The organism is Massilia sp. CFBP9026, assembly GCF_034045165.1.
GTDB lineage: Bacteria > Pseudomonadota > Gammaproteobacteria > Burkholderiales > Burkholderiaceae_D > Telluria > Telluria arenae.
In genome coordinates this window covers 56,149-76,225 of record NZ_JAXCWH010000015.1, presented here as the reverse complement: position 1 = coordinate 76,225, position 20,077 = coordinate 56,149, and the positions used below count along the sequence as shown (strand labels likewise).

The 20,077-nt window shown below is 60.5% G+C and carries 19 protein-coding genes and 2 tRNA genes; 9 read left to right on the top strand and 12 right to left on the bottom strand.

The window, feature by feature from the left end; all coding sequences use genetic code 11:
* Nucleotides 1-169: 169 nt before the first annotated feature.
* Nucleotides 170-703, top strand: coding sequence for a DinB family protein (locus SOM28_RS25320; protein ID WP_123070993.1), 534 nt, complete (start codon nt 170-172; stop codon nt 701-703).
* On the opposite strand, the gene SOM28_RS25315 is transcribed toward SOM28_RS25320, so the two are convergent.
* The 3 genes from SOM28_RS25315 to acs all read right to left on the bottom strand — a co-directional run bounded on the left by SOM28_RS25315 (nt 704) and on the right by acs (nt 4,706).
* On the bottom strand, nt 704-2,134 hold the full coding sequence (locus SOM28_RS25315) for a diguanylate cyclase domain-containing protein (RefSeq protein ID WP_320469855.1): 1,431 nt from the start codon (nt 2,132-2,134) through the stop codon (nt 704-706).
* Nucleotides 2,135-2,363: 229 nt separating this feature from the next.
* Nucleotides 2,364-2,454, bottom strand: a tRNA-Ser gene (locus SOM28_RS25310).
* A gap of 251 nt (nt 2,455-2,705) precedes the next feature.
* Nucleotides 2,706-4,706 (bottom strand): acetate--CoA ligase, encoded by a 2,001-nt coding sequence (acs, locus tag SOM28_RS25305; protein WP_320469854.1) that lies wholly within the window; start codon nt 4,704-4,706, stop codon nt 2,706-2,708.
* Nucleotides 4,707-4,962: 256 nt separating this feature from the next.
* On the opposite strand from acs, the gene SOM28_RS25300 reads away from it, so the two are divergent.
* From SOM28_RS25300 to SOM28_RS25275, 6 genes are all read left to right on the top strand, one after another.
* Nucleotides 4,963-5,565, top strand: coding sequence for a TIGR00645 family protein (locus tag SOM28_RS25300; RefSeq protein WP_123070998.1), 603 nt, complete (start codon nt 4,963-4,965; stop codon nt 5,563-5,565).
* Between the two features lie 38 nt (nt 5,566-5,603).
* Nucleotides 5,604-7,139, top strand: coding sequence for a fumarate hydratase (locus SOM28_RS25295; RefSeq protein WP_320469853.1), 1,536 nt, complete (start codon nt 5,604-5,606; stop codon nt 7,137-7,139).
* Between the two features lie 13 nt (nt 7,140-7,152).
* Nucleotides 7,153-8,010, top strand: a complete 858-nt coding sequence (gene murI, locus SOM28_RS25290; protein WP_320469852.1) for a glutamate racemase — start codon at nt 7,153-7,155, stop codon at nt 8,008-8,010.
* Nucleotides 8,011-8,104: 94 nt separating this feature from the next.
* Nucleotides 8,105-8,180 (top strand) — tRNA-His (locus tag SOM28_RS25285).
* A gap of 64 nt (nt 8,181-8,244) precedes the next feature.
* A complete protein-coding gene (locus tag SOM28_RS25280) occupies nt 8,245-8,913 on the top strand; it encodes a pentapeptide repeat-containing protein (RefSeq protein ID WP_320469851.1) in 669 nt (222 codons plus the stop codon).
* 167 nt (nt 8,914-9,080) lie between these two features.
* The gene (locus SOM28_RS25275) at nt 9,081-10,643 is read left to right on the top strand and encodes a sensor domain-containing diguanylate cyclase (protein ID WP_320469850.1); all 1,563 of its coding nucleotides are present in this window, start codon (nt 9,081-9,083) and stop codon (nt 10,641-10,643) included.
* Nucleotides 10,644-10,661: 18 nt separating this feature from the next.
* On the opposite strand, the gene SOM28_RS25270 is transcribed toward SOM28_RS25275, so the two are convergent.
* The 4 genes from SOM28_RS25270 to dusA all read right to left on the bottom strand — a co-directional run bounded on the left by SOM28_RS25270 (nt 10,662) and on the right by dusA (nt 14,825).
* Complete coding sequence (locus tag SOM28_RS25270; protein ID WP_320469849.1) at nt 10,662-11,072, bottom strand: YXWGXW repeat-containing protein; 411 nt, start codon at nt 11,070-11,072, stop codon at nt 10,662-10,664.
* 197 nt (nt 11,073-11,269) lie between these two features.
* Nucleotides 11,270-11,614, bottom strand: coding sequence for an energy transducer TonB (locus tag SOM28_RS25265; RefSeq protein WP_123071003.1), 345 nt, complete (start codon nt 11,612-11,614; stop codon nt 11,270-11,272).
* 93 nt (nt 11,615-11,707) lie between these two features.
* Complete coding sequence (locus SOM28_RS25260; protein WP_320469848.1) at nt 11,708-13,477, bottom strand: methyl-accepting chemotaxis protein; 1,770 nt, start codon at nt 13,475-13,477, stop codon at nt 11,708-11,710.
* Nucleotides 13,478-13,832: 355 nt separating this feature from the next.
* Nucleotides 13,833-14,825: a tRNA dihydrouridine(20/20a) synthase DusA gene (gene dusA, locus SOM28_RS25255; RefSeq protein ID WP_320469847.1), complete on the bottom strand. Its 993-nt coding sequence runs from the start codon at nt 14,823-14,825 to the stop codon at nt 13,833-13,835.
* Between the two features lie 229 nt (nt 14,826-15,054).
* On the opposite strand from dusA, the gene SOM28_RS25250 reads away from it, so the two are divergent.
* Together SOM28_RS25250 and SOM28_RS25245 are read left to right on the top strand one after the other, a co-directional pair.
* Nucleotides 15,055-15,957 (top strand): site-specific integrase, encoded by a 903-nt coding sequence (locus SOM28_RS25250; protein ID WP_320469846.1) that lies wholly within the window; start codon nt 15,055-15,057, stop codon nt 15,955-15,957.
* Between the two features lie 17 nt (nt 15,958-15,974).
* Nucleotides 15,975-16,901: a putative phage abortive infection protein gene (locus SOM28_RS25245; RefSeq protein ID WP_320469845.1), complete on the top strand. Its 927-nt coding sequence runs from the start codon at nt 15,975-15,977 to the stop codon at nt 16,899-16,901.
* Nucleotides 16,902-17,250: 349 nt separating this feature from the next.
* On the opposite strand, the gene SOM28_RS25240 is transcribed toward SOM28_RS25245, so the two are convergent.
* The 5 genes from SOM28_RS25240 to SOM28_RS25220 all read right to left on the bottom strand — a co-directional run bounded on the left by SOM28_RS25240 (nt 17,251) and on the right by SOM28_RS25220 (nt 20,032).
* Nucleotides 17,251-18,036 (bottom strand): DNA adenine methylase, encoded by a 786-nt coding sequence (locus tag SOM28_RS25240; RefSeq protein WP_320469844.1) that lies wholly within the window; start codon nt 18,034-18,036, stop codon nt 17,251-17,253.
* 142 nt (nt 18,037-18,178) lie between these two features.
* Nucleotides 18,179-18,724, bottom strand: a complete 546-nt coding sequence (locus SOM28_RS25235; protein WP_320469843.1) for a hypothetical protein — start codon at nt 18,722-18,724, stop codon at nt 18,179-18,181.
* On the bottom strand, nt 18,721-19,182 hold the full coding sequence (locus tag SOM28_RS25230; RefSeq protein ID WP_320469842.1) for a glycoside hydrolase family 73 protein: 462 nt from the start codon (nt 19,180-19,182) through the stop codon (nt 18,721-18,723). The genes SOM28_RS25235 and SOM28_RS25230 overlap by 4 nt, the downstream gene beginning before the upstream one ends.
* Nucleotides 19,182-19,517: a hypothetical protein gene (locus tag SOM28_RS25225; RefSeq protein WP_320469841.1), complete on the bottom strand. Its 336-nt coding sequence runs from the start codon at nt 19,515-19,517 to the stop codon at nt 19,182-19,184. The genes SOM28_RS25230 and SOM28_RS25225 overlap by 1 nt, the downstream gene beginning before the upstream one ends.
* Before the next feature lie 164 nt (nt 19,518-19,681).
* The gene (locus SOM28_RS25220; RefSeq protein ID WP_320469840.1) at nt 19,682-20,032 is read right to left on the bottom strand and encodes a hypothetical protein; all 351 of its coding nucleotides are present in this window, start codon (nt 20,030-20,032) and stop codon (nt 19,682-19,684) included.
* Nucleotides 20,033-20,077: the final 45 nt, after the last annotated feature.

The following is a 20,077-nucleotide window of genomic DNA, read 5'->3' as shown; positions in this document are numbered from 1 at the left end:
GTCGATATCCTATGGCGATCCCTGGTCGGAACCGAGGTTTCGTTTCGCTATTCCCGCAGTGTGCGACATGCTGGTGCTGGAGCGGCATCGATACCTCGCCCGCCAGGCTAGCCGGCCGTGGTCAGCCCCTACCAACTTTTACCGCTGCCGAGCCAGGAAACCAACAAGCATGCCAATACGGGAAGACATTGTTCTATTAGCGTCGTACAACGCTTCGATGAATACCAGGGTGTATGCCGCCGCAGCGACCTTGCCGGCGGACGCGCTGAGCGCCGACCGGCGAGCCTTCTTCGGCTCGATTCTGGGCACCCTGAATCACATCGTGGCTGGAGACACCCTCTGGCTGCAGCGCTACCAGGCGCATCCGACCACCTTCCGCGCGCTTGAGCCGATGCGGGATATCGCGACGCCTGCCGGACTGACGCATATCTACAGCAACGATCTCGCAGTACTGCAAGCGCATCGTGCCCGGCTCGATGCGATCATTGAGGCGCTGGCAGCGGAATTATCGGACGACGACCTGGCGCAGCCCGTCTCGTACAAGAATTCGCGTGGCGCATTCCGCAAGAAATTCGGAAGCCTGCTGCTGCATTTCTTTAATCACCAGACGCATCATCGTGGCCAGGTCAGTACGCTGTTATCGCAGGCGAACGTGGATATCGGGGTCACCGACCTGGTCGCATGGATCCCTGACGAATGCTGATCAGGCGCGCAGTTCCATCGTATCGACATAGAACGCCTGGCCATTCTTTCCCTGGCCCTTGATGTGATACATGGCGACGTCGGCACGGCGCATCAATTCATCGATCGTTTCGCCATCATGGGGAAAGACTGCAATGCCGATCGAGGCCGAGATCGTCACCTCATTCCCACCGAGGTCGAATGGCAGATTCAGGCATTCCAGGAATTTGTCGGCAACCACTCGGGCATCGTCACGGGTGTGCAGGTCGGGAAGGACCACGGTGAATTCGTCACCTCCCTGGCGCGCGAGCGTGTCGCCCTTGCGCAGGCAGCCTTTTAGCCGTGCGGTCACTTGCAGCAGCAGTTGATCTCCCTTGCCGTGACCGAGCGTGTCGTTGACCAGCTTGAACCGGTCGAGATCGATGAACATCGCCGCCAGCTCGGTCTGGTTGCGCCTCGATTGGATGATCGCCTGTCCGAGGCGGTCCCTGAATAACAGGCGGTTCGGCAGATTGGTCAGGACGTCGTGGTAGGCCTGGTGAAGGATGATGGCTTCGGCCTGCTTGCGCGCCGTGATGTCGCGGGCGATCCCGTAGGTGCCCATGTATTTCGATCCGCCCGGCTGGGCATGGTCCAGGTGCATGCCGACTGCGTTGAGCGACACGGTGATCGATGCATTGTCGGGGTTTTCCGACAGGATCGGATTGGAGCGGCAGGTCATGCGCAGCTCGACGTCGCGCGATGCCCGATCGCCGGAGCGCCGCTCGTTGAATGCATAGCGCGCGCGGGCGAAGTCTTCCTGGTGCACGAGCACCGAATAATGCTGGCCAATCAGTTCACGGCGATCGTAGCCCAGCATCTGGCAGGCGCGGTTGTTCACGAAGGTGAATCGTCCCTCGGGCTCGACCATATAGATGAGATCCGGCGAGGTGTCGACCAGGTAGCGGTAGGTGCGCTCGGATAGCTCGAGCTGATAGGCGATGTCGCGGTTGCTTTGCCGGAGCCGGCGCTGGGTCAGGACGTGGTCGATGGTCTTGAACAAGTCCTGCTGGCTGAATGGCTTACGTAGAAAGTCGTGCGCGCCGCGCCGCATTGCGCCGATCGCGGCGTCGATCTGGACGTTCCCGCTGATGACGATGACATCGGTTTCGATGCAGTGGTGGTTGATGAAGTCCATGACATGGTGGCCGTCCATGTCTTCCAGGCTGAGGTCCAGCAAGACCAGGTCATAGCGGGTGTCGGACAGGCATGCCAATGCGCCGGCGCCGGAACTTGCCGTATCGATGTCGAAATGGCGGTGGCTGAGCAACTCGCGCAGCGAGGCCAACATGCGTGGCTCGTCGTCCACGAGCAGTAATCTGGTCGGCTGGTTCGCGGCGGCGATCGGCAAATGCGGCGCGGCAAATGAATTATCACCGATCGTGAGGCGCGATTTTCTCGGGAATAGATTCATGTCGATATGGGCGCTAGCGGCTCACATGTTTCAATGGAGCACCGCCAGGATGAAATATGTTTAGGGAAGTGGGCTTATGCTTTCTACATTAACACGGTCGAGGCTGTTCAAATACAAATTGACAACTCTTAAAGTCAGTCGGTAACAATTGCAGTAACGCAATATATTCCTGCGGATATATGTAAAAAAAAGAAGGCCACCCGAGGGGTGGCCTTCTTTTTTGTATTCCTGGCGGAGAGAGGGGGATTCGAACCCCCGGTAGGCTATGAACCTACACACGCTTTCCAGGCGTGCGACTTAAACCACTCATCCATCTCTCCTGATGGGTCGACGTGGGAATCCCACGAAGCCGCCTATTATAGCAAGTATTCCCAGCAGTACAAGGCCGACAACGGGGTTGGACGCGTTGAGGTGATGCGGGATGGAGTTGAACGCGTGGATGGCAAAGCCATCCACCCTACGTGCCCTGCTCAGCAGCACAAAAAAAATGCCCACCCCTCTCCCGAGTAGGCGGGCAAGCCTTACGTCAGCCTTGTGGGCCGCCGCAGGCAGGTTGCTCAGTGATTGTAGCTCAAGCCGATTCCTTCAACTGCTCCAGGATGGCCGGATTCTCGAGCGTCGAAACGTCTTGCGTGATGTTCTCGCCCTTGGCCAGCACGCGCAGCAGGCGGCGCATGATCTTGCCGGAGCGCGTCTTCGGCAGGTTGTCGCCAAAACGGATCTCTTTCGGCTTGGCGATCGGACCGATCTCCTTGCCCACCCAGGCCCGCAACTCATTGGCCAGCTTTTTCGCTTCCTCGCCAGTCGGACGCGCCTGCTTGAGCACGACGAAGGCGCAGATCGACTCGCCCGTGGTCTCGTCCGGACGACCCACCACCGCCGCCTCGGCCACGATCGGATTGGCCACCAGCGCCGATTCGATCTCCATTGTGCCCATGCGGTGGCCCGACACGTTCAGCACGTCATCGATGCGGCCGGTGATGGTGAAGTTGGCAGTGTCCTTGTTGCGGATCGCGCCGTCGCCGGCCAGGTAGTATTTTCCGCCCAGTTCGTCCGGGAAGTAGCTGGTGCGGAAGCGGTCCGGGTTGTTCCAGATCGTGCGGATCATCGACGGCCATGGGCGCTTGACGACCAGGATGCCGCCCTGCCCGTTCGGCACGTCGGCGCCGGCTTCGTCCACGATCGCGGCCATGATGCCCGGCAGCGGCAAGGTGCACGAACCCGGCACCATCGGCGTCGCGCCCGGCAGCGGGGTGATCATGTGGCCGCCGGTCTCGGTCTGCCAGAAGGTGTCCACGATCGGGCAACGCTCCTGGCCCACATTGCGGTAGTACCACATCCAGGCTTCCGGATTGATCGGCTCGCCGACCGAGCCGAGCAGGCGCAGGCTGGACAGGTCGTAGTTCTTCGGATGGACCTTCTCGTCCAGGTCCGAGGCCTTGATCAGCGAACGGATCGCAGTTGGCGCCGTGTAGAAGATGCTAACCTTGTGCTTCTCGACGGTCTGCCAGAAGCGGCCGGCGTTCGGGAAGGTTGGCACGCCTTCGAACACGACTTGCGTGCCGCCGACGGCCAGCGGGCCGTAGGCGATATAGGTGTGGCCGGTGATCCAGCCGATGTCGGCGGTGCACCAGTAGACGTCTTCGGGCTTCAGGTCGAAGGTCCACTTCATCGTCAGCGCGGCCCACAGCAGGTAGCCGCCGGTCGAGTGCTGCACGCCTTTCGGGGTGCCGGTCGAGCCGGACGTGTAGAGGATGAACAGCGGATGTTCCGCATCGACCCATTCAGGCGCGCACTCGGCCGACTGGTCTTGCACCAGCTCGTGCAGCCACAGGTCGCGGCCTTCCTTGAAGTTGATGTTGCCGCCGGTGCGCTTGTAGACGATGACGTCCTTGACGGTGTCGCAGCCGCCCAGGCTCAGTGCCTCGTCGACGATGGCCTTGAGCGGCAGCGATTTGCCGCCGCGCTGCTGTTCGTCGGCCGTGATGACAGCCACGGCGCCGGCGTCGATGATGCGTTCCTGCAGCGACTTGGCGGAGAAGCCGCCGAACACCACCGAGTGGGTGGCGCCGATGCGGGCGCAGGCCTGCATCGCGGTCACGCCTTCAACCGACATCGACATATAGATGACGACGCGGTCGCCCTTCTTGATGCCGCGCGATTTGAGCGCGTTGGCGAACTTGCAGACGCGCTCGTGCAGCTCGCGGTAGGTGACTTTGGTTACCGCGCCGTCATCCGCCTCGAAGATGATGGCAGTCTTGTCGGCGTTGCCGTTTTCCAGGTTGCGGTCGAGGCAGTTGTACGAGGCGTTCAGCTGGCCGTCGGCGAACCATTGATAGAATGGCGCATTCGATTCGTCGAGGGTCGAGGTGAACGGCTTGTGCCAGTCGAGGTTCTCGCGCGCCAGGCGGGCCCAGAAGCCCTCGTAGTCGCTGGCTGCTTCGGCGCACAGTTTTTCGTAGGCGGCCATGCCGCTGATAGTGGCTTTGTCGGCAAACTCCTTCGGCGGCTGGAACACGCGGTGCTCCTGCAGGCCCTGGGTTTGCTCTTGGGTGGTCTCGTTCTCGGCCATACTAGTCTCCATATTAATGTAGTAGGTTATGCCAGATACCATAGGGGGGCTCGCTTACTGAGCCCTTACATGGAAACCCCTGCGGCGGGTGCGTATTGACTGCCTTGCCCGCTCTTGTGTGCCCTTATTCTAACGCCAGCCGTTGTAAAGCGTGCAAGCGGGCACCATGTGCGAGCGCGTGCCACACCTCATCCAACAGCGCCGGTGTAAAATGCCGAGCTGAATTTTTTTCGCATCCCCCTGGAGTTTCATCCCGATGTCCGACCTGCCGCCCAACCAGCCTGTCCGCAAGCTGACCCCTCTGAACAACCTGATTTTTGCCAGCCGCTGGCTGCAACTGCCGCTTTACCTGGGCCTGATCCTGGCGCAATGCGTATACGTATTCCACTTTTGGGTCGAACTCGTCGACCTGATCGGCGCCGCCATGGGCAACGCCGATTCGCTCAAGCACATCATCGATGCCGTCAGCGTTCCCGGCGCCGTGCGGCCTACCAGGCTCAATGAAGTCACCATCATGCTGGTGGTGCTGGGCCTGATCGATGTGGTCATGATTTCGAACCTCCTGATCATGGTGATCATCGGCGGCTACGAAACCTTTGTCTCGCGCATGCACCTGGAGGGCCACCCGGACCAGCCAGAGTGGCTGTCGCATGTGAACGCCTCGGTCCTGAAAACCAAGCTGGCCATGGCGATCATCGGCATTTCGTCGATCCATTTGCTGAAGACTTTCATCAACGCCGCGTCGTATGACGAGAAGACGCTGCTGTTCCAGACCGTGATCCACTTCGCGTTCCTGCTATCGGCCATGGCGATCGCCTATACCGACCGCATCGTGATGAACACGCACAAGCAACACTAAAACTATTACATTCCTGGTACTCCTGAACGAGAGCGAACATGGCAACCGTGATTACCCAAGACGACCTGATTGAATCGGTCGCGGCAGCACTGCAGTACATCAGCTACTACCACCCGGCCGATTACATCCAGCACCTGGCGCGCGCGTATGAAAGCGAGCAGAGCCCGGCCGCAAAGGACGCGATCGCCCAGATCCTGACCAACTCGCGCATGTGCGCCGAAGGAAAGCGTCCGATCTGCCAGGACACCGGCATCGTCAACGTGTTCCTCAAGATCGGCATGGGCGTGCGCTTCGAAGGCTTCACGGGTTCGGTGACCGACGCCGTCAACGAAGGCGTGCGCCGCGCGTACAACTTCGCCGACAACAAGCTGCGCGCATCGATCGTGGCCGACCCGCACTTCGAGCGCAAGAACACCAAGGACAACACCCCGGCCGTGGTCCACATGGAACTGGTCGAAGGCGACACCGTCGACGTCAAGGTGGCGGCCAAGGGCGGCGGCTCGGAAAACAAGACCAAGTTCGTCATGCTCAATCCGTCCGACTCGCTGGTCGACTGGGTGCTCAAGACCGTGCCGCTGATGGGCGCCGGCTGGTGCCCGCCGGGCATGCTCGGCATCGGCATCGGCGGCACCGCCGAGAAGGCGATGCTGATGGCGAAAGAGTCGCTGATGGACGACATCGACATGTACGAGCTGCGCCAGCGTGGCCCGAATAACAAGCTCGAAGAGCTGCGCATCGAGCTGTGCGACAAGATCAACGCGCTGGGCATCGGCGCCCAGGGCCTGGGCGGCCTGACCACCGTGCTGGACGTGAAGATCAATATGTATCCGACCCACGCGGCCTCGAAGCCAGTGGCGATGATCCCGAACTGCGCCGCCACCCGCCACGCCCACTTCGTGCTGGACGGCTCGGGCCCGGCGTATATCGAACCGCCTGCGCTGTCGACCTGGCCTGACGTGAACTGGACCCCGGACACCGAGAAGTCGAAGCGCGTCGACCTCAACACGCTAACGAAAGAAGAAGTCGCGTCGTGGAAGCCGGGCCAGACCCTGCTCCTGAACGGCAAGATGCTCACCGGCCGCGACGCCGCGCACAAGCGCATCCAGGACATGCTGGCCAAGGGCGAGTCGCTGCCGGTGGACTTCACCAACCGCGTGATCTACTACGTCGGCCCGGTCGATCCGGTCGGCAGCGAAGTGGTCGGCCCGGCCGGTCCCACCACCGCCACCCGCATGGACAAGTTCACCGACATGATGCTGGAGAAGACCGGCCTGATCTCGATGATCGGCAAGGCCGAGCGCGGCCCGGCGGCGATCGAATCGATCCAGAAGCACAAGTCGGCCTACCTGATGGCGGTCGGCGGCTCGGCCTACCTGGTGTCGAAGGCGATCAAGTCCGCAAAGGTCGTCGGCTTCGAAGACCTGGGCATGGAAGCGATCTACGAGTTCGACGTGACCGACATGCCGGTCACTGTCGCCGTCGATTCGACCGGCACCTCGGTCCACAACACCGGCCCGAAAGAATGGTCGGCCAAGATCGAATCGCTGAAAGGCGTGCCGGTCACCGTCGCTTGATTCCAGTAGAATCATGACCCTCCCCGACGCTCCGGTTGGCATCTTCGACTCGGGCGTCGGCGGCCTGTCGGTGTTGCGCCACATCCAGGCGCAGCTGCCGCACGAACACCTGCTGTACCTGGCCGATACCGGCTTTGCCCCTTACGGCGACAAACCCGAAGCCATCGTCGTCGAGCGCGTGCTGGCGATCGGCGATTTTCTATTGGCGCAAGGCGCGAAAGCGCTGGTGGTCGCCTGTAACACCGCCACCGTGGCTGCCGTGCGCGAGCTGCGCGCGGTTCACCCCGGCCTGCCCATCGTCGGCGTCGAACCCGGCCTCAAACCCGCCGCCGCCCTCACCCGCACGGGTAAAGTCGGCGTGCTGGCCACCGAGCGCACCCTGCGCGGCGCCAAGTTCCTGCAACTGCGCGACCAGGTCCACCTCGATTCCGGCGCCGAGTTCCTGCTGCAGCCCTGCGTCGGCCTGGCCGACCAGATCGAGTTCGGCGAACTCGATTCGACTGCCACCAGCGCGATGCTGGAACGCTTCATCATGCCGCTGCTCACCCAGGGCGCCGACACCCTGGTGCTGGGCTGCACCCATTATCCGCTGGTGCGTTCTTCGATCGAGCGCCTGCTGAAGAACGCCGGCCGGCCGGACGTAGCCCTGGTCGACACCGGCGACGCCGTGGCGCGCCAGCTCGCGCGCCTGCTGGTCGCCGGAGAACTCCTTCGTGCTCCAGGCACCCTCCCCGCCAGCCTGACCGGTTACACCAGCGCCAGCGCGACAGCGTTGACGGCGGCGTTTCGCAGCCTGCTGGGCATCGATCCACCGGTGCATGAGGCGCAGATCGCCGTGCCACGTGATTGGCAAAGCGGTCGAACGATTTAAAGTTGCCACTTTTTTTGCGAGGCTATATAATCATGCTCTGCCTCGGCAATGACGAGACAGGAAGTAGCAAAACAAGCAGTAACGTAGTTCAGTGGTGGCTGTAGCTCAGCTGGTAGAGTCCAGGATTGTGATTCCTGTTGTCGTGGGTTCGAGCCCCATCAGCCACCCCAAGTATTCAGCAAAAAAGGTCACCTGCTTCGGCACGTGGCCTTTTTTGTTTTCCGAAGGATCCGCATGCATATCACCGGACAAGCCCTCTCCCGCGCGGACGTCGAAGCGGCACTGCCCCACGCCCCACTCGTCTTCCAGGAATGCGACCTCGACGGCGCCGACCTGTCGCGCCTCGACCTGCGCAACTGCACGTTTAACAGCTGCAGCATCGCCGAGACCTCGTTTTACGCCGCCAAGCTGGGTCAGACCACCTGGCAGCGCTGCCGCGGTCGCCAGGCCGACTTCGAAGCAGCCGACCTGACCGACGCCCGCTTCCAGAGCTGCGACCTGAACAACAGCAGCTGGCGCCGCGCCCACCTGGCCTCGCTTGCCTTCAAGGGCTGCAAGCTGACCGGCGCCAATTTCGAGGAAGCAGCCCACCTTGGCCTGGAGTTCGAGGATTGCCTGCTGGTCGGCGCCGACCTGCGTCGCATGTCGTTCCGCAAGGCGAAGCTCATCCAGCTCGACTTCGGCGATGCCGACCTGGCCGCCTGCGATTTTCGCGATGCCGTGTTCGAGGGCGGCAGCCTGCGCGGCGCCAACCTCAAACAGGCGCGCTTCGACAACGCCGACCTGCGCGAAGCCGACCTGGGCGGCATCACCCTGGCCGACATCAAGCTGTTCAAGGGTGCCTGGATCACGCCGCGCCAGGCGGCCGAACTGGTCAGCGAACTCGGCCTGCGCGTAGCCTGAGCCAGCTTCACATTTAGGGTCAATCCCAGGACACAGATGTAAAAAGCGCCAACTTAGCGGCCAGATAACGCTTGATGTGCGACAATTGGCGAGTTTTCCGCAAAGAAATTTTTTCGCTGTTTTCGATGCCCCAAGTCTGGCATCGTGCAACGGCGGCTCCCCGATTTATGCCAGATAAGCGTACTGCCCCTGCAATCTCCCGCCTGACCGCCGAAAAACGCCCCGCCGTACGCAATGCCGTGCTGTTCGTGGCCGCCCTGTGCCTGCTGTTGCTGACCATACAGGTTTCAGACGGTTGGCGCGCGCGCAAGGAGCGACTGGCCGAGGTGGCGGTGGCCACCACGAATATGTCGCACGCGCTGGCGGCCCAGGCCGAAAGCGCGGTACGGGTGGTCGACACGGTACTGGCCGGCGTGGTCGAGCGGGTCGAGACCGATGGCATGAAGGGCGCGGGGCGCCCGCGCCTGCAATTGCATCTTAAAAATATGGTGACCGAGGTCGACGAGCTGCACGGCCTGTTCGTGTTCGGTCCCGACGGCCACTGGCTGATGACCTCGCAGGATCGCCTCCCGCTGTACACGGTGGACGACCGCGAATACTTCCAGTACCACGTCAGGAATCCCGATCGTTTCGTCCACGTCGGCAAGCCAGTTCGCAGCCGCTCCAACGGCGAGTGGGTGCTGCCGGTCTCGCGCCGCCTCAATAATCCGGACGGCACCTTCGGCGGCGTCGCGCTCGGCACGATCCGCATCGATTACTTCTCCACCCTGTACAAGACCTTCGACGTGGGCAGCAATGGCGTGATCATGCTGACCCTGGACGATGGCACCCTGGTCTACCGCCTGCCGCACAACGAAAAGCTGATCGGAACCGATATCAGCAGCGGTCCAGTCCATCGGATGTACCGCAGCCTGGGATCGGCCGGCACCGCCATGCTCCGTTCGAAGATTGACGGCATCGAAAGGCTGTACAGCTACCGCCACCTGGAAACCTATCCGCTGATCGTCGCCACCGCGCAGAGCAAGCACGCCATCCTGGAAAAATGGCTGAAGTCGATGCTCGGCCAGGCCCTGATCACCTCGGTCGCCATTGCATTGCTGCTGTATTTCGGCCGGCGCCTGGTGCGCCAGATCGTGATCCGCGACCATCTCGAGCACGAGCTGGTGCAGGCGCGCGAACTGCTGCAGGAACATAACCGCGCGCTGACGGTCCTGGCCGACCATGACGGCCTGACCGGCATCGCCAACCGGCGCCGTTTCGAGGAAGCCCTGGACGTGGAGTTCGCGCGCACGAGCCGAAGCGGCGCGCCGCTGTCGCTGCTGATGTTCGACGTCGATTACTTCAAGCGCTACAACGACACCTACGGCCACGTGGCCGGCGACGCCTGCTTGCGCCAGGTGGCGCAGGCCTTGAAGGACAGCCTGGTGCGGCCGGCCGACATGGCCGCGCGTTATGGTGGAGAGGAATTCGTGGCCCTACTGCCGGATACCGATCCGGCCGGCGCCAGGATGGTGGCCGAGCGCATTCGCCAGGCGGTGATGGCGCTCGACATCCCGCATGCCGGCAACGGCGCCGGCATCGTGACGATCAGCGCCGGCGTGTACACCAGCAGTGCCGCGACGGCAGCGGACAGCGCCACCACGCTGGTGGAACGGGCCGACACCCTGCTCTATCAAGCCAAGCAGTCGGGCCGCAACCAGGTGTGCGGCGGCGATCTCGCCGCACCCTGAGCCGCTGGCCCGCCGCGATCAATAGCGGTGAGGATTGTTTGGGCGGGCGTCGTGGCGATTCGGGACGCCGTCGCGATCGCGGTCACGGTTGCGGTACGCGGCCACCTGGCGCGACTGGTGCCAGCCGCCGCGCTCGAGATGCCAGCCATTGCGGTCCTGGCGCCATTGCGCGCGCTGGTAGGCATAGCCGGGACGCACTTTCTCCCAGTGGCCGGCGACCCAGTCGTGGCGGCGGCCATTCCAGTCCCAGTAACCCGACACCCATTCAAAGCCGCGGCGCGCGGCCGGTACGGCTTCGCGGCGGGGTGCCGGCGGTGCCTTCTTGATGACGATCACGTCGGCCCGCGGATGAGCGGCCTGGGCCTGCACTGGTGCGAGTGCTGCACTGCCGATCAGGATGGCGGCGGCGGTAGCGAGGATGGTTTTCATGGTGCTCTCCGTTTCGGTTGGTGTGAGACCACTATAGCCAGACGGGGCGCCAAAAAGATGAACTGAAGGAAGTCTTTACAGCCGATACATGCCGCTACAAACTTGTAACAGCGAAGGGAGAACTGCGGAGGGAGGGAAAAGCAGTCGCTGCAAAAACACAGCCGGCTATGGAAGCCGGCTGTGTAAAGGGGAAGGTATTAGTCCAGCTTGAAGGCGTAGTCGACCTTGGTCCAGGTCTGGGCTGGCGCGCCATCCTTGGTGCCCGGCTTGAACTTGCACGAGGTCAGGCCCTTGACCAGTGCGCGGTCCAGGTTCTTGAAGCCGCTCGACTTGTCGATCTTCGATTCTGCCACGGTGCCGTCCGCGTTGACCAGGAACGATGCCGAGGTCGTGCCCTGCTCTTCGTTCATCAGCGATGCCTTCGGATATTCGATGGTGCACTTCTTCGGATCGAACGACGCCGCGGTTTCGGCGGCGAAGCTGGCGCTGGCGGCAGCGGTAAGGGTCAGTGCAACGAACAGCTTGGCGGACAGGTTTTTCATGATTTCCCCAAATAAGGTTTTTAAGAGTTAAATGTCGTGATGCGTGCTGCGCGCCGCCCGACTGGCCGGCGCATGACTGCTAGTAATAAGTACTTAGAATTCTTCCCACTCGTCGTTACCGACGGTGGCAGCTGCCTTTTTCGGCTTCGGCGCAACTTCCGCCTCGTCCGGATTCACCGCGGCGCTGGCGGCGGCCGGCTTTTTAGGAGCCGGCGGTGCGGAGCGCTTGGCGGCTGGACGGACCACCACCGCGGTGGTGGTCGCGACTGGCGCCTGCGCCTCGAATTGGAACTGTTCACCCTCTTCCAGCTTGAAGATGCTGACCACGCGGGCCAGTTCGCCAGCCTGGTCTTGCAGGCTCTGGGCGGCCGCGGCGGCTTCTTCCACCAGCGCGGCGTTTTGCTGGGTCATGCCATCCATCTCGATGATTGAGGTGTTGACCTGGGCGATGCCGGCGCTCTGTTCGGCGCTGGCGTTGGCGATCTCGCTCATGATGTCGGTCACGCGCTTGACGCTGGACACCACTTCATCCATCGTCACGCCGGCCTGGCCGACCAGTTTGCTGCCGCGATCGACTTTCGACACCGAATCGTCGATCAGGGTCTTGATCTCTTTGGCTGCCGCAGCCGAACGCTGGGCCAGGTTGCGCACTTCGGACGCCACGACCGCGAAGCCGCGGCCCTGTTCGCCGGCACGGGCCGCTTCGACTGCCGCGTTCAGCGCCAGGATATTGGTCTGGAAGGCGATGCCGTCGATCACGCCGATGATGTCGGCGATCTTGCGGGCCGAGCCATTGATCTCACCCATGGTGCCCACCACTTGCGACACCACCTCGCCACCCTTGCTGGCGACGTCCGAAGCGGCCGCGGCCAGCGCGTTGGCTTCACGGGCATTGTCGGCGTTCTGCTTGACGGTCGAGGTCAGCTGTTCCATCGCCGAGGCGGTCTTTTCCAGCGAGCTGGCCTGCAGTTCGGTGCGCGACGACAGGTCGATATTGCCGGCGGCGATTTCACGCGAGGCGGTGCCGATGGTTTCGGTGCCGCGGCGCACCTGGGCCACGATGTCCACCAAGCTGTTGCGCATTTCTTTCATTTCGACCAGCAGGCTGCCGCGGTCCGATTCCTTGGTCTCGATGGCGATCGACAGGTCGCCGTGGGCGATGCTGCCGGCGATCTTGGCGGTGTAGCCAGGTTCGCCGCCGAGCTGCTTGAGCAGGCTGCGGGTGATCACGACAGCGGCCGCCACGCCCAGCACCACGGCCAGGGCCAGCAGCACCAGCATGAAGTTACGGGCATTGTCGAACGCCGCTTCGGCATCGGCCTTGGTCTGGGCGTTCTGCTTATCTTCCTGCGCGGCCAGCGCGTTCAGGGCTTCGGTCCACTTGCGCTGCACCGGACGCACTTCGCGCACCATGACGCGGGTGGCGTCCATGGCGTTGGCGGCCAGATAGAGTTCGGTAGCGCGGGCGATCGCCGGCATGGCGGCGGTTTCGTGTTCCTTGATCTGGGCCAGCAGCGCCTTTTCCTGGTCATTGCCGTTCGATGCGAACAGGGCAGTCAGCTTGCGCTGGGTTTCGTTGTACTGGGCGGTCTGTTCCTTGAACTTGGCGATCTCCGGTTCCATGTCGGCTGGGTCGGCCATCAGGGTCAGCACGCGCAGCGACTGCAGGCGATCGTTGACGTTGTTGCGCATCTCGATCACGAGGCCGGTCGACACATTGCTCACGCTGACCACGTGGTCAAGGCGATCCTGGATCTGCGCCATGCGCAGGATACCCACTACAGCAACCGCTACCAGCAGCACCAGGATCAGTGCGAAACCGAGGGCCAGACGGGTACCGACCTTCATGTTGTTCAAATTCATTCGTGTTTTCCCTGTAACTTTATTGATCGAAACTCGCTCGGAGAGACAAGCGCCGTGCGAAGCGCATCTGAAATCGGTGTTTCTGCACGATTTCGAGTGTTTCCGACAGGATAAATCAAGATTTCATGTCGCTAGTCAGAAAATCTCTTGCTCGACCGAATTGTTTCGGCACAACAACAGGCTTGATACAGTGCAACATTGGAACAGGTCTGCATTATGGAACGACTATTTCCACACAGCAAGCAATTTTGAAACTTGTGTGGTTGTTTCGACAATCAAATGTATCGATTTGTCGACATGGAATAAAAAAAGGCGTGCCTTAGCACGCCCTTTTGTTACTTTTGGATAGATTGTCTCAAGCCGCAGCGGGCATCCTGGCAGCGGCTTCGAGTAACAGGCGCGGATCGCCCAGTGCCAGCTTCTTCGAATCGGACAGAGTCTGACGGAAAGAACGGGCGCCCGGCAAACCCTGCATCAGGCCCAGCATGTGGCGCGTGATGCTGTTGAGCTTCAGTCCAAGCGGGCCGTACAGGCGTAGCTGCTCCTCGATATACGGGATCATCGCTTCCAGCACGTCCGCCCTTGAGCGCGGTCGGCCGGCTTCGTCGCCATAGAAGCGGCGGTCCCAGTCGGCCATGGTCCAGGGATTGTGATAGGCCTCGCGGCCCAGCATTACGCCGTCGACGTGTTCCAGGTGCAAGGCGATTTCGTCGTCGCTCTTGATGCCGCCGTTGATCAGGATCTCGAGCTCGGGGAATTCGCGTTTCAATTGGTAGGCCACGGCGTAGCGCAGCGGCGGGATTTCGCGGTTTTCCTTTGGCGACAATCCTTTCAGGATGGCATTGCGGGCGTGGACGATGAAGGTCTTGCAGCCGGCGTCGGCGATGGTGCCGACGAAATCGCGCACGAAGCCGTATTCCTCGTCGTAATCGATGCCGATACGGTGTTTCACCGTCACGTCGATCGAGACCGCGTCGCGCATCGCCTTTACGCAATCGGCCACCAGTTGCGGCTCGTTCATCAGGCAGGCGCCGAACGCGCCCTTCTGCACCCGCTCGGACGGGCAGCCGCAGTTGAGGTTGATCTCGTCATAGCCCCATTGTTCGCCCAGTTTGGCGCTTTTGGCCAGGTCGGCCGGATCGCTGCCGCCCAGCTGCAGGGCAATCGGGTGCTCGACGTCGTCGTAGCGCAGGTGGCGCTCGACGTCCCCGTAGACCAGGGCGCCGGTGGTGACCATCTCGGTGTACAGCCAGGTATGGCGGGTGATCTGGCGGTGGAAGACGCGGCAGTGGCGGTCGGTCCAGTCCATCATGGGGGCTACACTAAGTTTTCGCTTTCCGTAAGCCATTATTTCATCTACTTTTCACTCTGAGCGGCGTGTTTGCCATTTCCCTTAAGTTCCCGCAAAATGCCGCAGTTTCTCAAACTTACTACTCCAAATTTACTCCATGGCGGCAATCTCAAAACGCGGCGATTCATGGCGGGCACACATCCGTCGGACGGGACACAAGTCGATATCGGGGACCTTCCCGACCAAGGCGCAAGCAGTTGCGTGGGCTAGAGGGATCGAAGCGGAGATGGACGCCAAGCGCTTTAAGGATGCGCGTGGGCTGGCGAATATTACCCTAAAAACCGCGATTGAACGGTATGAGGAGGAGATCGGCGCCGAGCACCCATTCGGCAAGAACAAGACGGCCGTCCTCAAGATGTGGAAGAGCAAGCACGGTGACAAGACGCTTGACGAGCTCACGGATGAGTACCTGACAAAGTTCGTGCGGGAGCGCCGCAAAGGCGGCGCTGGCGGAGTCACTATTAGCATCGACCTGACCTACTTGGCCAGCGTCTTCAAAACAGCTAAGGAGCTTTGGAAGCTTCCGGTCACGCTCGAACCGGTGCAAGCTGCTCGAAGCAACATGGCGCATCTAAAAATCTCGACCAAGTCTGCAGAGCGTCGGCGGCGCCCTACTCCGGACGAGATAGCGGCCCTTTGCGATTACCTTGACAACCGGTCGACCTTGCCAATGCGAGACCTAATACACTTCGCGATCGCATCCGCGATGCGCATTGAGGAAATTACGATGCTACGTTGGGTCGACTTGAACGATGCCGATCGCACCATCATCATTCGAGACCGAAAGCACCCTCGACAGAAAAAGGGTAATGACCAGGAAGTCCCGCTGCTCAGCGATGCCTTCAACATCGTCAAACGCCAGCCGCGGCCTGACATGCCGACATCTGAATGCCGCATCTTTCCGGTCAAGGCTGCTACTGTCAGCACGGTCTTTCCAAGGGCTACGAAGGCCCTCGGAATTGAAGACTTGCACTTCCATGATCTTCGCCATGAAGGGGTTTCTAGACTGTTCGAGCAGGGCTACCAGATTCAAGAGGTTGCCCTAGTGTCAGGCCATCGCGACTGGAAGATGCTTGCACGATATACTCAAATCAAGGCAAAAGACTTACATCGCAACAATAACAGCTAAATAAAAAAGGGTTATCCATGTCATTCTTAGAGAAAGAGATAGGCAAGATCGAAGAGGACGTAAGCAACCAGCTTGCTCAAAAAATGCTTAGAGACGGCAACTTGGCATTTGCATTTGTGTTAGCTGCTGCACTAGGAGCCATCGCTATTTATTGCTATAAATTTGGCTTCTTTTCATTGACAGAAAAACGAGACGACTGGGGGACCTTTGGCGACTTCCTAGGCGGCTTGCTCAACCCGATTGTAGGAATTGTCACCGTCTTCTTGGTACTTTTAAATGCCCGCCTACAACGCTTAGAACTTAGAAACTCGCTGCGCGAGATGAAGAATACGAACTCTGCAATGGAAGCGCAAAATAAGTCAATCGAGGCACAAGAGTCGCAAAGTACCTTTTTCAACTGGCTGAGCGCTTATCGCGGAACTGTCGCGGACCTGCGCTTCGTATCTTCTTCCGGCTTCCCAGAGTACAGCGGACAGTCAGCGCTATTTAACATATACCGGCACTATTTAACAGGGAGCGAAGTTACGCGAATGTTCTTGGGAAGACTACCTAAGAACGCCTTGCAGGAATTGCTCACAACTGGTGACATCGCAGATGAGAGTGACGCCAAGCTGGCGGAGAATATAATCCTACAAGAGTGGAAAAATATTAAGAGAAAGCAACTCGATAATCTGGAAGTTCCGATGAGCTCCGTTGTCGCCTTAATGGAATGGATTTACAGTGGAAGAAGGGGAAGCATATCAGCAGCTCAAAAAAATGAGTTCTTTAAAATCCTGAAGTCACAACTCTCAACGGCAGAACTTGCATTTCTTTTTTACGAAAGCTGGACCATGAATCCAGGCCCTAAGCTAATTTTCAAAACCTATAAGATATTTGATCGCCTTCCAAGCAACTCTGATCACCTTCTCAAATTCATGCTGGCTAGGGCATCGCATTTGAATTAAACGAAAATATTCATCAGATTCACCGCCTGTGCAAGTTCAAGGCAATCTCGGGAACTCCTTAACACATGGCTCATCCAATAAGCGTCTACGCAAAGTTTCCAGGACCAAACCTTGCTGCCCTGGCAAAGTAGGGACTATTCGCTGCAGCTGGTCAGCATAAAGGACAACACTACGCAGGCGCGCAATTTCCCAAAGAAGAACTCGGATATCGTCCGAATTTCCCGCCCGAGCTTGAATTCTCTGCAGATCTGTCTTCGTTAGTGCTGTTTTAAAACGCATAGCCACATTCCCTGTATGTTTATACAGTGTAGCAAATTTTTGAGAGTGCAAACGTCTGCACTCTCAACGATCAGAACAACCCGGCTGGCTCAGCCATCCTGTCCCAGCTGTAAATGATGACCTCCGCGCGCTCAACGCCCTTCCCGCCGCCAACCGTATAGTTGATCGGTACCGTGTCCATCTGGAAGTCCGCGAACACACGACGGATCTCAGGATGATCATTCAGGCTCACGATCGCCTTTCCCTTCAGACGCTTCATCAGGGCCGCCATCTTCTGGTACTCCTCGAGCGCGAAATCGACACCGTACCCTTCGGTCTCCCAATACGGCGGATCAAGGTAGAAGAGCGTATGGGGGCGGTCGTACCGCTCCATCAGCTTGTGCCAATCCATGTTCTCGATGTAGGCGCCCGATAGCCGCAAATGGGCCGCGGACAAGTTCTCTTCGATCCGCAACAGGTTGATGGGCGGCGTGGTCGTCGCCGTGCCCCAGGTTTGCCCTTGCACCTTGCCGCCGAACGCATGATGCTGCAGGTAGAAGAATCTCACGGCGCGCTGAATGTCGGTAAGCGTGTCTGGCGGCGTCTCCTGGTGCCACTTGAAGACCTCACGGCTGGCCAGCGCCCACTTGAAGTGCCTCACGAACTCCTCGAGGTGATGCTGCACGACGCGGTATAGCCTTACCAGCTCGCCGTTGATGTCGTTGATGACCTCGACCTTCGCCGGCGGCCGCATGAAGTACAGCGCGGCGCCGCCGGCGAAGACCTCGACGTAGCACTCGTGCGCCGGGAACTGGGGGATGATGTGGTCGGCCAGGCGTCGTTTGCCGCCGATCCATGGAATGATTGGAGTTGCCATTAGTAAACCTTACAGTTGCGATTGTGCTAAACTCGCGCCGCCTTCCGGAAGGTGGCAGAGCCTTGCTTGGTTCACTGGCTAGAACAGTGGATCGAGGCCGACGCAGGTTGTTAGCGCAACTCGCGCCGGCGCTCTGTCTTTACTATGGGGCGATGGCCCCTACTTCATAGAAGCCATGCTTGCGCGCCCAGTCCTGCAGCGCGCCTACTTTTTCTCGGAGACGTTCGGTCTCGAGGTCTGCGTCTCGGACGAGGTCTCGAAGATGCTGCTCAGTCGGCTTTGGTAGCTCGATGTATTCGGTCGCTCCGGCGTCATGAGCGACGACGGGACCTGGGGCTTTGGCGCCGCCGGCAGCGGCACACACGCGGGCAGGGACTGCGATGCGCAGCCGCAGACGATCGGCAGCAGCACGCTCAGCAGCGATACGCTTTTCAGCTTCATTGAGATTCCTTTGGTAGGTGGCCAGGGTGGCTCGGGTCGACGCGATGTCCCGTTGTCGCTCGGCTTCGTTATGGGCCACCGCGATCCGTACGTCGTGCATGGCCGCGTCCGCACGTTCCGCCTTGTCTCGCTCCCATTCAAGCCGGACATTGTCGGCGCCGAAGTGGTAGCCAGACAGGCCCGCGATCGTTACTGCGCCAAGCAAGGCCGCTCCAACCGCAGCGACCTTCAACTGGTCGACGATCATGCTGCTGCTTCCTGGCTGTCGAAGCGCTGGAGGCTCCGGCCATTCATGACCGCGATGAGAATCTTCGCGTAATTCGGATCTGTCGCGTAGCCGGCTGCAGCTGCGGCACGAGCCCAACCTTCGCCAGTAGTCTCATCGAAGCAAGCCGCATAGCGCGGGTTCACCTTGAAGAAGCGCGCCCGGTCAGCGATGCATTCGTCCACGCTGGAATAGGCGCGGAACTTGGCGACCAGGTTGACGCGCTTGCCGTCCACGTATTCATGGGTCGGTACGTCGACGGTCTTGCCTTTCCAAGAGCGGTCGGCCTTGATGCCGAATAGGTTATTGCCAGGAGCGCGCGAACCCCATCCGGATTCTAGGGCAGCTTGGGCGATGGTGAACGATGCCGGGATGCCGTGCTCTCGGTGGACACGCTGGGCGGCCGGCAGCAGCAAGGCGATGAAGGCGGTGGGCGGCATCAGATGATCTCCCGCACGTCCTTGACCAGGTCAGCCAGGTCGGCATCGCGGCGCTTTTCAATGAACTTGAACAGCGCGCGAACGATGACCCACGCCGGCAGGCCGCAAGTGAACATGAAACCGCCCTGGGCGATCTGACCCAGCAGGTCATCCGACCAGTGTTCGATGCCGAGGTATTTGATGAGCGCGGCGCCGCCGGCGATCGAGCCGACGACTGTGCACGCCAATGCCACGCGCCACTCCTTCTTGCTGCTGGGCGGTGTCATGGCCATCACAACGAAGGACGCAAGTCCAGCGCCGATGCCCATGCCGACCAGGCCGCCGATGATTTTCATGCTTGCTGCGCCGGCGGCCGCGCCGGAAATTGGTTCACTCATTAGGGTTCTTTCGTGGTTAGAAGTCACCCGGCATGGTGTCCAATTCATGCGCACTTCGGATTACCGGGTGCGCACAGTCTCTCGCTCTAGCGGTCCCATTTCTAGGGAGAAATGGGACTATTTCATGCTTCGCTGCTGCGGAGGTCGACCCGCTGCAGCTTCGGATGGAAGCACTGGAACAGGTCGTTCGGCGTGACCCGATGCGCCTCGGCCGGATCGAGCAGGATCGCACCGCCGGCCATTAGCAGCGCGAACACCAGCTCGCTGCACCACCAGGTCGACGTGTCGTTCCAATCGTCCGACGCGAGGAAGGGAATGCCCAGGGCGCCCCAGAAATCATAGCCGCGGCCATCCTGCTCTTCGCCGAATGCGATCGCCTTCCCGAGGTCGGGAACCCATACCGTCATGTCCTGGTACTGGACAACGCCCTTCATCACCTGGTCGACCGTGGTCGCCCTGCAGCCGTGTGTCATCGAGGCCTCGTAGGCGCGATCGCCCAAGATCGCAACCACGTGGCT

Bases quoted from the DNA above. Each gene is read 5' to 3' on its own strand.
- SOM28_RS25225 (WP_320469841.1), bottom strand. From the start codon at position 19,517: ATGAAAATCATCGGCGGCCTGGTCGGCATGGGCATCGGCGCTGGACTT.
- murI (WP_320469852.1), top strand. From the start codon at position 7,153: ATGACCCTCCCCGACGCTCCGGTTGGCATCTTCGACTCGGGCGTCGGC.
- SOM28_RS25260 (WP_320469848.1), bottom strand. From the start codon at position 13,477: ATGAATTTGAACAACATGAAGGTCGGTACCCGTCTGGCCCTCGGTTTC.
- SOM28_RS25265 (WP_123071003.1), bottom strand. From the start codon at position 11,614: ATGAAAAACCTGTCCGCCAAGCTGTTCGTTGCACTGACCCTTACCGCT.
- SOM28_RS25250 (WP_320469846.1), top strand. From the start codon at position 15,055: ATGGACGCCAAGCGCTTTAAGGATGCGCGTGGGCTGGCGAATATTACC.
- SOM28_RS25275 (WP_320469850.1), top strand. From the start codon at position 9,081: ATGCCAGATAAGCGTACTGCCCCTGCAATCTCCCGCCTGACCGCCGAA.
- SOM28_RS25235 (WP_320469843.1), bottom strand. From the start codon at position 18,724: ATGATCGTCGACCAGTTGAAGGTCGCTGCGGTTGGAGCGGCCTTGCTT.
- SOM28_RS25280 (WP_320469851.1), top strand. From the start codon at position 8,245: ATGCATATCACCGGACAAGCCCTCTCCCGCGCGGACGTCGAAGCGGCA.
- SOM28_RS25320 (WP_123070993.1), top strand. From the start codon at position 170: ATGCCAATACGGGAAGACATTGTTCTATTAGCGTCGTACAACGCTTCG.
- SOM28_RS25295 (WP_320469853.1), top strand. From the start codon at position 5,604: ATGGCAACCGTGATTACCCAAGACGACCTGATTGAATCGGTCGCGGCA.
- SOM28_RS25270 (WP_320469849.1), bottom strand. From the start codon at position 11,072: ATGAAAACCATCCTCGCTACCGCCGCCGCCATCCTGATCGGCAGTGCA.
- dusA (WP_320469847.1), bottom strand. From the start codon at position 14,825: ATGGCTTACGGAAAGCGAAAACTTAGTGTAGCCCCCATGATGGACTGG.
- SOM28_RS25315 (WP_320469855.1), bottom strand. From the start codon at position 2,134: ATGAATCTATTCCCGAGAAAATCGCGCCTCACGATCGGTGATAATTCA.
- SOM28_RS25300 (WP_123070998.1), top strand. From the start codon at position 4,963: ATGTCCGACCTGCCGCCCAACCAGCCTGTCCGCAAGCTGACCCCTCTG.
- SOM28_RS25230 (WP_320469842.1), bottom strand. From the start codon at position 19,182: ATGCCGCCCACCGCCTTCATCGCCTTGCTGCTGCCGGCCGCCCAGCGT.
- acs (WP_320469854.1), bottom strand. From the start codon at position 4,706: ATGGCCGAGAACGAGACCACCCAAGAGCAAACCCAGGGCCTGCAGGAG.
- SOM28_RS25220 (WP_320469840.1), bottom strand. From the start codon at position 20,032: ATGACACACGGCTGCAGGGCGACCACGGTCGACCAGGTGATGAAGGGC.
- SOM28_RS25245 (WP_320469845.1), top strand. From the start codon at position 15,975: ATGTCATTCTTAGAGAAAGAGATAGGCAAGATCGAAGAGGACGTAAGC.
- SOM28_RS25240 (WP_320469844.1), bottom strand. From the start codon at position 18,036: ATGGCAACTCCAATCATTCCATGGATCGGCGGCAAACGACGCCTGGCC.